We start from the raw sequence: 13,201 nt of genomic DNA, 5'->3' as shown, positions 1-13,201 counted from the left end.
TGATCCTGTACCTGTTCGGCACCCCCGGTCAGGACCGGTTCTGGTTCATGTGGGACGACCTGGTACGCGGCGCCATCGGCGCGGTGGTGCTCGTGGACACCCGGCGCCTGGCGGACTGCTTCCCGGCCGTGGACTACTTCGAGAACAGCGGCCTGCCCTTCGTCATCGCGCTGAACGGCTTCGACGGCCAGCAGCCGTACAACCCCGACGAGGTCCGCGAAGCCCTCCAGATCGGCCCGGACACCCCGATCATCACCACCGACGCCCGGCATCGGGCCGACGCGAAGTCCACGCTGATCACGCTGGTGGAGCACGCGCTCATGGCCCGCCTGCGGTAGTCGGCACCATCACCTTGCGGCCCTCGTTCCTCCTGTGGGAGGGATGAGGGCCGTGGTTTCTTGCGGGGAGAGGTACGGGGATGCGCGCGGAGGCAGCCGCCTTACGGCTGGGGACGACCGTGGCACGGGCGGCGGCCCGGGCATGGCTCGGCGGGAAACGGCGCGAGCAGGCACGCCACATGTCGATGGCCGAGCTGGTGCGGCTGCGGGTCTCCGGCCTGCGGCTCCAGCGGAGCGTGCAGCGGCCGTTCGAGGAGATCGCGGACGCCGTGTTCGGACGTGAACCCGGCGGAGGTCGTGCGCCGGGTGACGGGTTCGGTGCGAGCGCCGGCCGGACCGAGCGAGCACGTCCTTGGGCGCGGAGATCGCCGGGGATCCTGGAGCGGTTGCCGGACAGGTCGCTGTTCGCCCCCGAAGGCACCGACCGGGACGGGGAGTTCAGGCGGCGGTATCACCTCCCCGGCGCAGAGGTCACCATCCTCTGACCGCACGCAACGGCCCCGCCCTCCCGAACAACAGAGAGGAGCGGGGCCGTACGCGCCCTACAGAGCTCAGCGCCAGCTGTGCGGGGCCCGGAAGCCCGGCTCGCGCTCCAGGCGGCGCCAGCCGGCCTTCACGCGGCCGCGGTGGGCCGGAGTCGGGTCCGTGGGCTCGGCCGCCGCGCGCGCCAGCAGGATCGCCGTGATGGCGGCGACTTCCTCGGGCTCGGCGTGGCCCTTCTCGACGCGGATGTCAGAGTTGTCCATGGGTGTCAGTCTCCGTGAGAGAGGGGTCCGCGGGGTTGCCGCGATGGGTCCGCTCGGTTACTGGGGCGGGTTGCCGTGCTTGCGGGAGGGCAGGTCGGCGTGCTTGGTCTGGAGCATCGCCAGCGAGCGGGCGAGCGCCTCGCGGGTCTCGGCCGGGTCGATCACGTCGTCCACCAGACCGCGCTCGGCCGCGTAGTACGGGTGCATGAGCTCGGACTTGTACTCCTTGACCATCTTCTGCCGCATGGCCTCGGGATCCTCGGCCTCGGCGATCTGCCGGCGGAAGATGACGCCCGCCGCGCCCTCCGCACCCATCACCGCGATCTCGTTCGTCGGCCAGGCATAGGTCAGGTCGGCACCGATGGACTGGCTGTCCATGACGATGTAGGCACCGCCGTACGCCTTGCGCAGGATCAGCGAGATCCTCGGCACGGTCGCGTTGCAGTAGGCGTACAGCAGCTTCGCACCGTGCCGGATGATCCCGCCGTGCTCCTGATCCACTCCCGGCAGGAACCCAGGCACATCCAGGAACGTGACGATCGGGATGTTGAAAGCGTCGCACATCTGGACAAAGCGCGCAGCTTTTTCCGAAGCCTCAATGTCCAGGACCCCTGCCAGCACCTGCGGTTGGTTGGCGATGATGCCGACCACCTGGCCGTCGAGGCGGCCCAGCGCGCAGATGATGTTGCGCGCCCAGCGCTCGTGGACCTCGAGGTACTCGCCGTCGTCGACGATCTCCTCGATGACCTTGGCCATGTCGTACGGCCGGTTGCCGTCCGCGGGGACCAGGTCCAGCAGGACGTCGCTGCGGCGGTCGACCGCGTCGGACGACTCCACCCGGGGCGGGTTCTCGCGGTTGTTCTGCGGCAGCAACGACAGCAGGTAGCGCACCTCGGCGAGGCAGGTCTCCTCGTCGTCGTAGGCGAAGTGGCACACACCGCTCGTCTCGGCGTGCACGTCGGCGCCGCCCAGGCCGTTCTGGGTGATCTCCTCGCCGGTCACGGCCTTGACCACATCCGGGCCGGTGATGAACATCTGCGAGGTCTCGCGGACCATGAAGACGAAGTCCGTCAGGGCGGGGCTGTAGGCCGCGCCGCCCGCGCACGGGCCGAGCATCACCGAGATCTGCGGGATGACCCCGGAGGCCTTCGTGTTGCGCTGGAAGATGCCGCCGTACCCGGCGAGGGCGGAGACGCCCTCCTGGATGCGGGCGCCCGCGCCGTCGTTGAGCGAGACCAGGGGCGCCCCGGCCGCGATGGCCATGTCCATGATCTTGTGGATCTTGGTGGCGTGGGCCTCGCCCAGCGCGCCGCCGAAGATACGGAAGTCATGGGCGTAGACGAATACCGTCCGGCCCTCCACCGTGCCCCAGCCGGTGACCACACCGTCGGTGTACGGCTTCTTGGCCTCCAGGCCGAACCCGGTCGCCCGGTGCCGGCGCAGCTGCTCGACCTCCCGGAAGGAACCCGGGTCGAGGAGGAGCTCGATCCGCTCCCGCGCGGTCAGCTTGCCCTTGGCGTGCTGTGCCTCGGTCGCCTTCTCGCTGGGGCCCGCCTGGGCCTGGGCACGGATCTCGTGCAGCTCGGCCACTCGCCCGTGCGCGTCCGTCGGCTCACCCGGCGCCTCGTCCAAAACGGTCATGTAGCGACCTTACGAAGCAAGCCAAGGAAAGCGAGCCGTTGACTCCGTACAGTCTCCGGCCCGTTTTCCTGGTACCCCTGAACAGAACCCCGACGGCATGCAGCCTTTCCGACTGCTCAGAGGGCGTGCGGCTTGTAGGGGTCGCACAAAGCTGTCAGCTGAGAGTCACCTCACATTCATGGTCGGCACATGCCCTCCCCGGAGTGACACGCAGGTGCAGTCGGGGGGTGGTGGCGAGGACCTCGACGCTGTCGTCGGCGCGGACGACCCGGCGCACCGTGTGGTCCCAGGTGATCTCCAGCGGCTGGCCGGTGCGCGGCGGCTCGCTCACGCAGAGGCTAGCGGTGCGGCGCCGGCGGCGGAGCAGGAGGGCGGCGCCGCCGGAGGCGGACAGCGGGCCCGCCGCGCCGGCCTGCCAGAAGGCGGCGGCGGTCAGGCCGAGGGAGGGGATGTCGACGGCTTGGCGTGTGCGGTCGTTGGCGAGGACGGACAGCCAGTGGCGGTCGGCGGCGCGGCGGGCGACCGAGGTGCGGGAGGCGCCGGGCATGAGGACGTAGGCGTACGTGGCGTCGGCGGGGTCGGTGCCGTGGTCCAGCCAGAGGGTCTGCCAGCGGCGGGTGCGGCGCTCGTCCGTGCCGGAGGTGTTGATGTCGGACCAGGCTCCGGTGCGGTCCTCGCGCAGGGTCTTCAGGTCGCCGTCGAGGACGATCCAGCCGCCGTGGTCCGCCAGGTGGGCCCAGCCGGGGCCGCGGACGAAGGCGTGGGTGCCGGACTCGCCGAGGTTGCGGTTGTCCACGATCGTCTCGACGGGGACGCCGTCGGTGCAGGTGATGCCGGCACCGAGGCAGATCACCGCGTCCGCCGTGCAGAACCACGCCTTGCGGGCGTCCAGGGTCGAGCCCAGCCCCTTCAGGTGCTGTCCGAGCACCGCGTACTCGCCGTTGGTGACGCCGCCGACCCAGCGTACGTCGGGCCTGGGCTCGCCCCATTCGCCGCCCGCCCGGTCGGGGAGTCTCTTCGTCGACACGGTGGTGCCGGGCAGGCGGTACCAGTCGACGGTGGGCCAGTACCAGTCTGTGTACTGATCGGACCGATCAGACTGATCAGACTGATCGGACCGGTCACTGCGGGCCTCGGGCCACCAGTACGTCAGCCCGGCGCCGGTGTGCCAGCCGCGCGGGTTCTCACCGTTGCCGCACTCGTAGTGGGCGATGCGGTCGCTGGCCATGGCGAGGCTCACGGTGAAGCCGGGGCGGCGGTGCACGGCACGGTCCATGGCGGCGAACAGGCGGTGGCCGGTGGGTTCGGGCGCGGGCGCGACCGGGGCGGCGGCGACGGCGTGCAGCCGGGACAGGTCGGCCACGCCGAACTGAGGTGCCGTCAGGATCGGGGTGGCAGTGTCTGCGGAGTCTCGCTCGATCCAGCCCTTGACGCGGGCGTACCAGCGCTCGCGCTCCGCCGGGCTCGCGCTGTCCGCGAGGAGGGCGATGGCGGCGATGACCGCCTGGCCGTGGTAGTGGTCGCTGCGCATGACCTGCCGGTCGTCGGACTTGAGGCAACCCCGGCTGATCGCACGGCCGTTGACGGCGTCCATCATCAGCCCGTCGTGGATGAGGGGTGCGAAGGCGTGCTCGACGCTGTCCAGGATGATCTGCCGGCCGGGGTCGGTGACCTCCCAGTCGGATCCGGCGAGCAGTGCGAAGAGGCGGCCGAGGCCGTCGAGCAGGACCTGCCCGTACGTCCCGGAGTAGGCGACCCAGGTGTGCTGCACGTACGAGCCGTCGGCGTACAGGCCGTCGCCCTTGTCGACGTACGGGAAGACCGGGGAGAGCGCGTCGCGGGCGAGGGCGAGCTTGGCCGGGTTGCGGCCGAGGGCGCCGCGCAGGGCGACGCTGCGGCACAGGTCGACGCGGTTGGCGCCGGTCGACGTGCCGGAGTAGTCGCCGAGCGCGGCGTCGGGGATGAAGTGGTCCACGGCGGCGCAGGCGGCGGTGACGCGGGCGGCGCCGAGGTGGTCGTGCAGGGCGGCCGTGATGTCCATCAGGTGACGGGGGCTGCCGATCTGCCAGTCCCACCAGTTGCCGTACGGGGTGGTGGACGGGTTGTAGACCGTGTCGGAGACGTGGTCGAGGCCGCGCAGGATGTCCGCGAGGAGGGCGGGGTCGCCGGTGGAGCCGGTGCCCTGCTGGACGTACGCCTGGGTCATGGTCCACAGGCGGCCGTGGCTGAGGGTGGTGCCGGAGGACGCGGCGAAGGGGTGGCCCGGCCAGAGGGAGGTGGGTGTCGGGGCCATGGTGGCACGCAGGCCCCGGGCGAGGGCGCCGGTCTCCGCAAGGCGGGAGGCGTAGGGCTCGGCCGCCGGATCGTAGCCGGTGCCGAGGCAGAGGGTGAGCCAGCGGTGGCGGAGGGTGTCGTAGGGGTCGGCGGTGGGGCGGGGTGCGGTGGTCCCGGGGGCGGTGGTGCGGGGTCCGGGCGTTGCGCCGGTGGCCGCCGCGAGGGCCGCCGTGGCGAGCAGGAGGGCGCGGCGGGTGGGGGTGCGGAGGGCGAGGGCGCGGCGCTTGGAGGTCATGGGCATGCGCTCTATCACCGCGGGGGGCGGGTGGGAACCGTGTCGCCCCGGAGTTCCACCAGGTCGGCCGAAAGCCGCCCGCGCCAGGCGGGAGAAGCGACCTTGCCGATGTGAACGCCCTGGGGCCGGCCAGCCTAAGGCTGTATCCGATATGCGGCTCCGCGGCGTGGGCGCGACCAGCCACACAAAACCCGCAGCCGCCGCACGACAGGACCCCCGAGTCAGTAGCGCCATGCCGAACTCAGGACGCCGCGTCGCCCGAAGCGTCCGTCAGCCGAACCGGTTCAGCAGCCGCCGGTACACCGTGGGGGCCAGGCCGCGGACGCGGCCCGGGAGGGTGAGCCAGCCTGGTACGTACGCGTCGTCGCGGCCGTGTTCTACGGCCTCCCAGACCGCGCCGGCGACCAAGCCGGGGGACGTGGGGCGCGGGCGGGAGCGCTGGTAGGGCCGGCCGCGGCGGGCGAAGAACGGGGTGTCCACGGGGCCGGGTACGACGAGCGTCACGCCCACCCCGGTGCCGCGCAGTTCCTGCCGCAGGGCCTCGGCGAACGCGGCCACCCCGGCCTTCGCGGCGGAGTACACCGCCTCCTCCCGTACACCCACGCTGCCCGCGACCGAGCCGACGAGCACCACGCGCCCGCGGCCGGCCGCCACCATGGCGGGGACCACCGCCCGTACGAGGTGGAGCGTGGCGTTGAGGTCCACGGTCAGCACCCGGTCGATGTCGGCGTGCGGCATGGTGACGAACGGTCCGGCCCAGCCGATGCCCGCCCCGGCGACCAGGACGTCGATCCGGTCGGTCGCGCGCAGCGCGGCCTCGGCGAGCCGGCGCGGGCCGTCGGGGACGGCGAGGTCGGCGGGCAGCACCACGGCGGACGTACCGGCGGCCGTCTCCTCCAGGCGCCGCCGGTCCCGCCCGCTGAGCAGCAGGCGCCAGCCGCCGGTGGCGAAGCGGCGTGCCGTGGCGGCGCCGATGCCCGAGGAGGCCCCGGTGACGAGGGCGACGCGCCGGTCCGCGCGGGGCGGCTGCCGGTCCCTCCGCGCCACCGCGGACGGGGTGGGCGCTGCCGCGGGCCGGGGCGTGGTGCCCGCCCGGGGTTCGTAGGTGGAGCCGGAGCCGGTGTGTGTCACGAGTTCGGTCTCCCTGAGCTGTCGGTCCGGTCGTCGTGGTGCGGGCTGTCGTCCTGGGGCCGGTCTGGGGCCGGTCTGCCGGCTGTCGTCGCGCGGCTGTCCCGAAGGTGTCGTGAGGCGGTTGTCCCGTGAGGCGGCGTACGGCGGTCGTCGTGGTCGCCGCGAGCTGTGGTGGTGCGCGTGGGCGTACTGCGTCCGGGCGGATTCCCGTCTTCCAGGACACCGCCAACCCCGTCCGGTGCGCCAGTGGTGGACCCGTCCGTCCGGGGTGCGGCTCACCCGAACCGACGCGTGCCGTTCCGGCGCCGGGACGGGGGGTAGCCGACCTTTCGGTTCCGTACCCGACGCGGCAGGACCACCCCTGCGGGCCGCGCGGTGCCGCCAGGCGGCGGTACGGGCGGTGCGGGGCGAGGCCTGCCGGGATACGAAGGAGACTGCGTTCCGACCGGTCCGGCTTTCCGGCTCCCGTGGCGAGGTGACCATGCGCGTACTGCTCGTCCACCCCAGCGCCCTGATGTACTCCGAGATCTTCCTGCGGCTCGAACCACTGGGCCTGGAACGCGTGGCGGGCGCCGCCCGCGCCGCCGGGCACGAGGTGCGCGTCGTCGACCTCCAGGTGACCGCCCGGGACCGGCTGCGCCGCGAGGTGCGGTCCTTCCGGCCGGAGGCCCTCGGCATCTCGCTGAACTACCTGGCGAACATCCCGGAGGCGATCGACCTGGCCGCGGAGGTGAAGCGGGCCGTGCCGGGCTGCTTCGTGTTCCTCGGCGGGCACAGCGTGTCCTTCGTCGCCGAGGACGTGCTTGAGCAGGCGGAGGGCGCGGTGGACGCGGTGGTCCGCGGCGAGGGCGAACCGGCGGTCGGGCCGCTGCTGGCGGCGGTGCAGGGCGGCGGCGTCCAGGACGTGCCGGGGATCGTCACGGCCGCCGGGCGCGGACCCGCGCCGCTGATGCTGCACGGCATCGACACCCCGCTGCCGGCCCGCGACCTGATGCGGAACCGGCGTCGCTACTTCATCGGCGAGCTCGACCCGTGCGCGTCCATCGAGTTCACCCGCGGCTGCCCGTGGGACTGCTCGTTCTGCTCCGCGTGGACGTTCTACGGCCGCAGCTACCGCAAGGCGTCCCCGGAGGCGGCGGCCGAGGACCTGGCGCGCATCCGCGAGCCGAACGTGTTCATCGTCGACGACGTGGCCTTCATCCGGCCCGAGCACGGGGACGCGATCGCCGCGGAGGTCGAGCGGCGCCGCATCCGCAAGCACTACTACCTGGAGACCCGCAGCGATGTGCTGCTGCGTCACCCGGAGGTGTTCGAGCGCTGGGCACGGCTGGGCCTGCGCTACATGTTCCTCGGCATGGAGGCCATCGACGCGGAGGGCCTCGAGCTGTACCGCAAGCGGGTCAGCCCCGACGAGAACCTCCGCGCGCTGGAGACGGCCCGCAAGCTGGGCATCAAGGTCGCCATCAATCTCATCGTCGATCCCGCCTGGGACGAGGAACGCTTCCGGGTGGTGCGGGAGTTCGCGCTGGCCGTGCCGGAGATCGTGCACTTCACGGTGATGACGCCGTACCCGGGGACGGAGATCTGGCACACGGAGTCCCGCCGGCTCACCACCCGCGACTACCGCCTCTTCGACATCCAGCACGCGGTGGTCCCCACGACCCTGCCGCTGGAGCGCTTCTACGAGGAGCTGGTGCGCACCCAGGCCGTGATCAACCGCAAGCACCTGGGCGTGCGCACCGCGTTCGGCGCGGCCCGGGTCCTGGCCCGCAACCTGCTGCACGGGCAGACGAACTTCGCCCGCATGCTGTGGAAGTTCAACCAGGTCTACAACCCGCGCCGGCAGCTCGCCGACCACGCCCGGCCCGTGCGCTACGAACTCCCCCTGCCGCAGCACCTCGATGTCGGCGACCGCCGGCAGCTGTACGTCCACACACGGGGTGCCACGCAGGGTGCGCCGGGCCGCCGGACGGCCGACTGACGCATGCCGGTCGCCGTCCTGGCCTCGCTCGCGGCCGGCGTGTGCTTCGCCGTGGCCGGTGTGCTGCAGCAGTGGGCGGCGGCCGCGCGCCCGGACGCGGAGGCGCTGTCGCTGCGCCTGCTGACCCATCTGGTCCGGGACCGGCTGTGGCTGTGCGGCATCGGGCTGGCGGTGCTCGCGTACGGATTCCAGTCGCTGGCGCTGGCCTTCGGGCCGCTGAGCCTGGTGCAGCCGCTGATCGTCGCCGAACTGATCTTCGCCGTGCCGCTGTCGGCGCGGCTGCACCGGATGCGGCTGGGCCGCCGGGAGTGGTTCGGCACGCTCGCGGTGGCCGCGGGTCTCGCGCTGGCGCTGGCGTCGGCCCGCCCGCACGGGGGCCGGCCGGGGGCGGCGGGGGCGCTGTCCTGGCTGCTGCTCGTGGGCGCGGTGGCCGCGCTGGTGTGCGGTGCGCTGGCGGCGGCGCGGGCTCTGCCGGGTCCGTGGCGAGCGTCGGCGACGGCGCTGGCGGCCGGGGCGGTGATGGGCACGCAGTCCGTGCTGCTGGCCGCGACGGTGGACCGGCTCAGGCACGGGCTCGACGCGGCGCTGGCCGCGTGGCAGACGTACGCGTTGGTGGTGGCGAGCGTGGGCGGACTGCTGCTGATCCAGAGCGCCTTCCAGCAGGGCCCGCTGGCCGCGAGCATGACGGTACTCGACGCGACGGAGCCGGTGGTCGCCGTGACGGTGGGCATGGCGGTCTTCGGCGAGACGGTACACGCGGGCTGGCCGGTCAGCACGGTGACCGCCCTCGGGCTGGCGCTGGTGGGGGCGGGCATCGTGAGCCTGGACTCGTCGCCGGTGATCGCGGCGTTGCACGGACGCGGGGCCGGGGTGGGGCAGGCGGGAGCTGAGCGCGGTGAAGGAGAGGCCAAAGGGCGGACGGATGAAGGGCGGTGAGGCGGTGACGGGTGGGGCGGGCCGGGGCCGATCCGACCACCTCCACCCCCGCGCTCCCAAGCCCGCCCCATGCCACAGCGACCCGATGACGGGACCGGGTGAGCGGCGGACCGGTCACGGGCAACGGGCAGACACGGACGCGCGGCATGCCGGGGCAATCTGTCCACCCGGCAGGCCTCCCCGGCGCCGCACCCGCAGCCCCGTGTCACGCCGCTCGTGCGGGGTCGCGGCGGCGGGACGGGGACGGGAGCGACCAGATCGGGAGCAGGTCCTCGGTCAGGACGCGGTCCCAGGTGGGGTGGGTGTCCCGGGCCGTGGACAGTGCGCGGCGGCTCAGGGTCTGCCGCAGCCACGGTCGGTCGGCCAGTGCGCACAGGGCGTCCGCCCAGTCGCGGGGGTCGTCGCGGCGTACGACGATGCCGTCCACGCCGGGCGCGGCCAGCCACCCGGTGGTGAGCGCGCCCTCGGGCAGTACCACGGCGAGGCCCGAGGCCATGGCCTCGGCGACGACGTTGCCGCAGGTCTCCGTGCGGGACGGGAAGGCGAAGACGTCGCAGCCGGCGTACACGCGGGCGAGCCGTTCCTGCGGGAGCGGACCGAGCAGGGTGGCGTCCGGGCCGAGGGCCTGCCGTACGGCGTTCTCCTCGGCACCCGAGCCGGCCAGGACGAGGTGCGCGGCCCGGCCGCGGTCGCGCAGCAGCCGCATGCTCTCGGTCAGCAGCGGCACGCCCTTGGTGGCGTCCAGGCGGCCGGCGAGCAGCACCAGCGGGCGGTCTGCCGGGACGCCGTACTCGCGGACCAGGGCGGCTCGGGCGGTGGCGTCGGGCCGGAAGAGGCCGTGGTCGATGCCGCGGCGCAGCGGCCGGACCCGGTGCGGGCCCAGCGTGCGGGCGAGTTCCGCGCGGCCCGCCGGGGTCGGGACCAGAACGTGGTCGCAGCTGTCCAGCAGGCGGTCGCGCCGCCGGCGCAGCCGGGTCTCGGCGTGGTCCGCGAGGTACCTGCCGACCGCCGGGTGGGATCCGGGCAGCCACCGGTCGGCCAGGTAGCGGGCGTAGACCGAGGCCAGCAGCGGGACGTCGGTGTGCACGGAGGCCACGAGCCGGGGCGCGGGGGTGGACCGGCGGGCGAACCGTACGGCGGTGGCGGCGAAGGCGAAGCTGTGGGTCAGGTGCCAGACGTCGTGCCGGGGCAGCAGCGCGGCCAGGCCCGGATGGTACGGGGCGAGGTCGCAGAGGTCCTCCGCGCCGTCGGCCGACATCAGGGCGGAGGTGCTGAGCACCGGGCGGAGCATGACGAGCCGCACGTGCGGGGCGAGGGTCTCGGCGCGCTCCCGCTCGCCGAGGAAGTAGACGGTGAGATCGAGTCCGGCGGCGTCCGGCAGGCGGGCGGCGCTCTCCGCGAAGCGCTCCCAGCACTTGACGTGGCCTCCTGACGTGCCGCTGCGCAACAACTCGACCAGGACCGCGACCGAGTACATGATCACTGAGTACCACTCGGACCCGTGATCCAATCGCGGCACCTTGACGGCACCGACCCGGCACTGTCCACCGGACTTCTTCAAGGCGGACGAGTTCCCGGCCATGACCTTCCGCTCCACCTCGGCGCAGGCCCTGTGCGGCGACGGTGGCGGGCGGCCGCGCGGCCTGGTGGGCGTATCTCGTCCCGCTGCTCGGCAAGTTCTCGCTGGTGGCAGCCACGTTCCTGGAGGGCCGGGCGCGCTCTGCGGTGCCGCCCCTGGTGGGCCTGACCGTCCACTGCACGACCAGCGCGGTCCTGTTCACCGCGCTCGCCGTGGCCGCCCGGCCCCGGCGCGGGAGCGGGCGTGCGCGTGGCGTGCGCCTGGCGTGCGCAGGACACGCATGCCCGCAACCAGGACGACTGCGCGTGCCCGCGGCCACGGCGGCATGTGTGCGTTCAGAAGCCGCCGCCGAAGTCGCCGCCTCCGAAGCCGCCACCCCAGTCGCCACCGCCGAAGTCGCCGGAATCGAAGTCGGCGCCGGAGACGTCGCCGCCCTCGTAGCCGCCGAAGTCGCCGTAACCGGCGCCGTAGTCGGCGGCGTAGGCGGACGTGGCCATCATGTTGCCGAGCATCGTGCCGATGAGCAGGCCGGGCAGGATGCCGCCGCCGAAGTAGCCGCCCGCCCAGGGGCCGTAGGCCGGGCCCGCGTCCCAGTACGGGCGGCGGCCGCCGTCGGTGTCGACCTCGCGGATCATCGGGTCACGGCCGTCCGCCAGGCGTGCCTGGTCGGCCGCGCAGACCGGCACCTCGCGCCGGGCGCCGCCCGCCGGGGTCCACTCGGTGTCGGCCACCGACGGGCCGTGCCGCGGGTCGAAGAAGCACGGCGCGCGGCGTTCGGGCAGCGGGCGGCCCTCGCGGCGCGCGGCGAGCTTGGCGATCGCGAACCGGCCGTCCTCCAGGGCCTGGGTGACGCCCTTGACCTGCTCGGGCCGATCGGCCGCCGCCATCAGCGACTTCGCCTGCTCGTAGGCGTCCAGGGCGTGCTCGTAGTCCTCGCGCATCGCGTCGTCGGCGCCGGGCTCGCCGGGGTGGAAGTCGAGGCGGTCCAGCTCCTCGCCGTACGCGGTGATGTCCTCGTCGACGACCACGCGCAGCTTCTCCAGCGCGGCCCGCCGCTCCTCCTCGTGGCGCCGACGGTTGCGCCGCGCCAGCGTGTACGCGCCCGCGCCGCCTGCCGCCAGCAACGCGCCGACCGTGACCAGCCCGGTGACCGGCACGCCGGCGTCGCCCTCGCTCCAGCTGCTCGGCGCGGAGCCGCTCGCGCTGCGCAGCGCGGTGTCGACGAAGTCGTTCAGCTGGGCCCTGGCGTCCGTCTCGCCGCGCACGGCCGTGACCAGGTTGTTCACACCCTGGTTGCTCAGCACGGCCCTGTCGGCAGCCGCGTTGAACCGGTCACCGACGCGGATGCCGTACAAGCCGGTGATGCCGGTCTCGGTGCGCAGGTTCTTGAGGAGACCCTGGGTGGGTTGGTCGGACGGCAGGACCGCCACGAAGACGGGCTTGTCCGCTTCCTTGATCTTGTCCGCGAGCGCGTCGGCGTCGGCCTGCGAGAGCTGCTCGGAGGCGGCCGGGTCCACGTAGACGGGGCTCTCGCGCAGTTGCCCGGCGACCTTCGACAGGTCCGTGGCGGCATGGGCCCCCGGCGCGCCGGCCAGCAGCAACGCCAGTGCGGCGGCGACCGGCACGATCAGCAGGCGTACGAGGTGGTGCACCAACGCGGCCTTCATACATTCGAAGCTACCTGAACCGCCACCAAATGGGCATCGGTCCCGGCAGGGAATTCCCCGCCGGGACCGATGGTGGAGACGGGTGCGGTTCAGGCCGCCGACCGGTACGCCGCCGTCAGCTTCTCCACCGCCTTCCCGTACCGGCCGGTCAGCAGCAGATGGTCGGCCTGGGCGAAGGGCTTGGCGACCCGTTCGGTGATCCGGCCGGCCGCGCGCTGCTGGACGAGCAGCCGGGCCTTGCCGACGAGTGCGCGTCCTGCCTGGTCTGCGCCGGCCCGTTCGGCCGCCGTCGCCGCGGCGCCGAGCGCGCGCAGGGTCGTCACGCCGCCCTGCGGGGCCTTCGTCAGCGTGGTCAGGCCCCAGCCGGACGGGAACAGCGGGTCGTACGACGCGTCGCCTACGCTGATCGGCAGCTGCGCCCCGGACTTCGGCCAGGTCACCGGCAGCTGCCCGGTGAAGCGCCGCATGCCTGACTCCGGAGGCGTGCTGGCGGGCGTCTCGGGGGCACGCGTAGCGCATGGGGTGTGGTGGGGCGGAGACCGCGGGTGCATGGGGGTACTCGTGGCCTTCCGCGGCGCGGATCCAGCAACCAGGCAGCCCTACCCGAACGCCG

The 13,201-nt window shown here is 73.4% G+C and carries 10 protein-coding genes and 2 pseudogenes; 5 read left to right on the top strand and 7 right to left on the bottom strand.

Going from position 1 to position 13,201, the window contains the following annotated elements; genetic code table 11:
• Positions 1-338 (top strand): ATP/GTP-binding protein (locus H8R17_RS00440; RefSeq protein WP_187821065.1); only part of this gene is annotated, 338 nt, incomplete at its 5' end.
• A gap of 80 nt (positions 339-418) precedes the next feature.
• Complete coding sequence (locus H8R17_RS00435; RefSeq protein ID WP_187821064.1) at positions 419-823, top strand: hypothetical protein; 405 nt, start codon at positions 419-421, stop codon at positions 821-823.
• 66 nt (positions 824-889) lie between these two features.
• Here H8R17_RS00435 and H8R17_RS00430 read toward each other — a convergent pair whose 3' ends face one another.
• The 4 genes from H8R17_RS00430 to H8R17_RS00415 form a co-directional block, all read right to left on the bottom strand.
• On the bottom strand, positions 890-1,084 hold the full coding sequence (locus tag H8R17_RS00430) for an acyl-CoA carboxylase subunit epsilon (RefSeq protein ID WP_187821063.1): 195 nt from the start codon (positions 1,082-1,084) through the stop codon (positions 890-892).
• A 57-nt stretch (positions 1,085-1,141) separates the two neighbouring features.
• Positions 1,142-2,725: an acyl-CoA carboxylase subunit beta gene (locus tag H8R17_RS00425; RefSeq protein ID WP_187821062.1), complete on the bottom strand. Its 1,584-nt coding sequence runs from the start codon at positions 2,723-2,725 to the stop codon at positions 1,142-1,144.
• 154 nt (positions 2,726-2,879) lie between these two features.
• A complete protein-coding gene (locus tag H8R17_RS00420; protein ID WP_262504894.1) occupies positions 2,880-5,300 on the bottom strand; it encodes a polysaccharide lyase 8 family protein in 2,421 nt (806 codons plus the stop codon).
• A gap of 264 nt (positions 5,301-5,564) precedes the next feature.
• Positions 5,565-6,425, bottom strand: a complete 861-nt coding sequence (locus H8R17_RS00415) for an SDR family oxidoreductase (RefSeq protein WP_187821061.1) — start codon at positions 6,423-6,425, stop codon at positions 5,565-5,567.
• A 481-nt stretch (positions 6,426-6,906) separates the two neighbouring features.
• On the opposite strand from H8R17_RS00415, the gene hpnR reads away from it, so the two are divergent.
• Together hpnR and H8R17_RS00405 are read left to right on the top strand one after the other, a co-directional pair.
• On the top strand, positions 6,907-8,406 hold the full coding sequence (gene hpnR / locus H8R17_RS00410; protein WP_187821209.1) for a hopanoid C-3 methylase HpnR: 1,500 nt from the start codon (positions 6,907-6,909) through the stop codon (positions 8,404-8,406).
• Between the two features lie 3 nt (positions 8,407-8,409).
• Positions 8,410-9,342, top strand: coding sequence for a DMT family transporter (locus H8R17_RS00405; protein WP_187821060.1), 933 nt, complete (start codon positions 8,410-8,412; stop codon positions 9,340-9,342).
• A 205-nt stretch (positions 9,343-9,547) separates the two neighbouring features.
• Here H8R17_RS00405 and H8R17_RS00400 read toward each other — a convergent pair whose 3' ends face one another.
• Positions 9,548-10,819, bottom strand: a complete 1,272-nt coding sequence (locus tag H8R17_RS00400; RefSeq protein WP_187821059.1) for a glycosyltransferase — start codon at positions 10,817-10,819, stop codon at positions 9,548-9,550.
• Positions 10,820-10,956: 137 nt separating this feature from the next.
• On the opposite strand from H8R17_RS00400, the pseudogene H8R17_RS46155 reads away from it, so the two are divergent.
• A pseudogene (locus H8R17_RS46155) lies at positions 10,957-11,148 on the top strand (EamA family transporter); the annotation flags it as partial.
• 108 nt (positions 11,149-11,256) lie between these two features.
• Here the strand turns inward: H8R17_RS46155 and H8R17_RS00395 are convergent.
• Together H8R17_RS00395 and H8R17_RS00390 are read right to left on the bottom strand one after the other, a co-directional pair.
• Positions 11,257-12,588: a hypothetical protein gene (locus H8R17_RS00395; RefSeq protein ID WP_187821058.1), complete on the bottom strand. Its 1,332-nt coding sequence runs from the start codon at positions 12,586-12,588 to the stop codon at positions 11,257-11,259.
• A gap of 89 nt (positions 12,589-12,677) precedes the next feature.
• Positions 12,678-13,058: pseudogene (locus H8R17_RS00390) on the bottom strand (glycosyl hydrolase); the annotation flags it as partial.
• Positions 13,059-13,201 lie beyond the last annotated feature (143 nt).

The organism is Streptomyces sp. TRM68367 (assembly GCF_014495685.1).
In the GTDB taxonomy this organism is placed as follows: domain Bacteria; phylum Actinomycetota; class Actinomycetes; order Streptomycetales; family Streptomycetaceae; genus Streptomyces.
The sequence above is the reverse complement of the archived record's forward strand: the minus strand, read 5'-3'. Positions and strand labels throughout refer to the sequence as shown.

What these genes read in the sequence shown, in the direction of transcription:
- H8R17_RS00435 (WP_187821064.1), top strand. Translation starts at nt 419, where the DNA reads ATGCGCGCGGAGGCAGCCGCCTTACGGCTGGGGACGACCGTGGCACGG.
- H8R17_RS00430 (WP_187821063.1), bottom strand. Translation starts at nt 1,084, where the DNA reads ATGGACAACTCTGACATCCGCGTCGAGAAGGGCCACGCCGAGCCCGAG.
- H8R17_RS00425 (WP_187821062.1), bottom strand. Translation starts at nt 2,725, where the DNA reads ATGACCGTTTTGGACGAGGCGCCGGGTGAGCCGACGGACGCGCACGGG.
- H8R17_RS00420 (WP_262504894.1), bottom strand. Translation starts at nt 5,300, where the DNA reads ATGCCCATGACCTCCAAGCGCCGCGCCCTCGCCCTCCGCACCCCCACC.
- hpnR (WP_187821209.1), top strand. Translation starts at nt 6,907, where the DNA reads ATGCGCGTACTGCTCGTCCACCCCAGCGCCCTGATGTACTCCGAGATC.
- H8R17_RS00405 (WP_187821060.1), top strand. Translation starts at nt 8,410, where the DNA reads ATGCCGGTCGCCGTCCTGGCCTCGCTCGCGGCCGGCGTGTGCTTCGCC.
- H8R17_RS00400 (WP_187821059.1), bottom strand. Translation starts at nt 10,819, where the DNA reads ATGTACTCGGTCGCGGTCCTGGTCGAGTTGTTGCGCAGCGGCACGTCA.
- H8R17_RS00395 (WP_187821058.1), bottom strand. Translation starts at nt 12,588, where the DNA reads ATGAAGGCCGCGTTGGTGCACCACCTCGTACGCCTGCTGATCGTGCCG.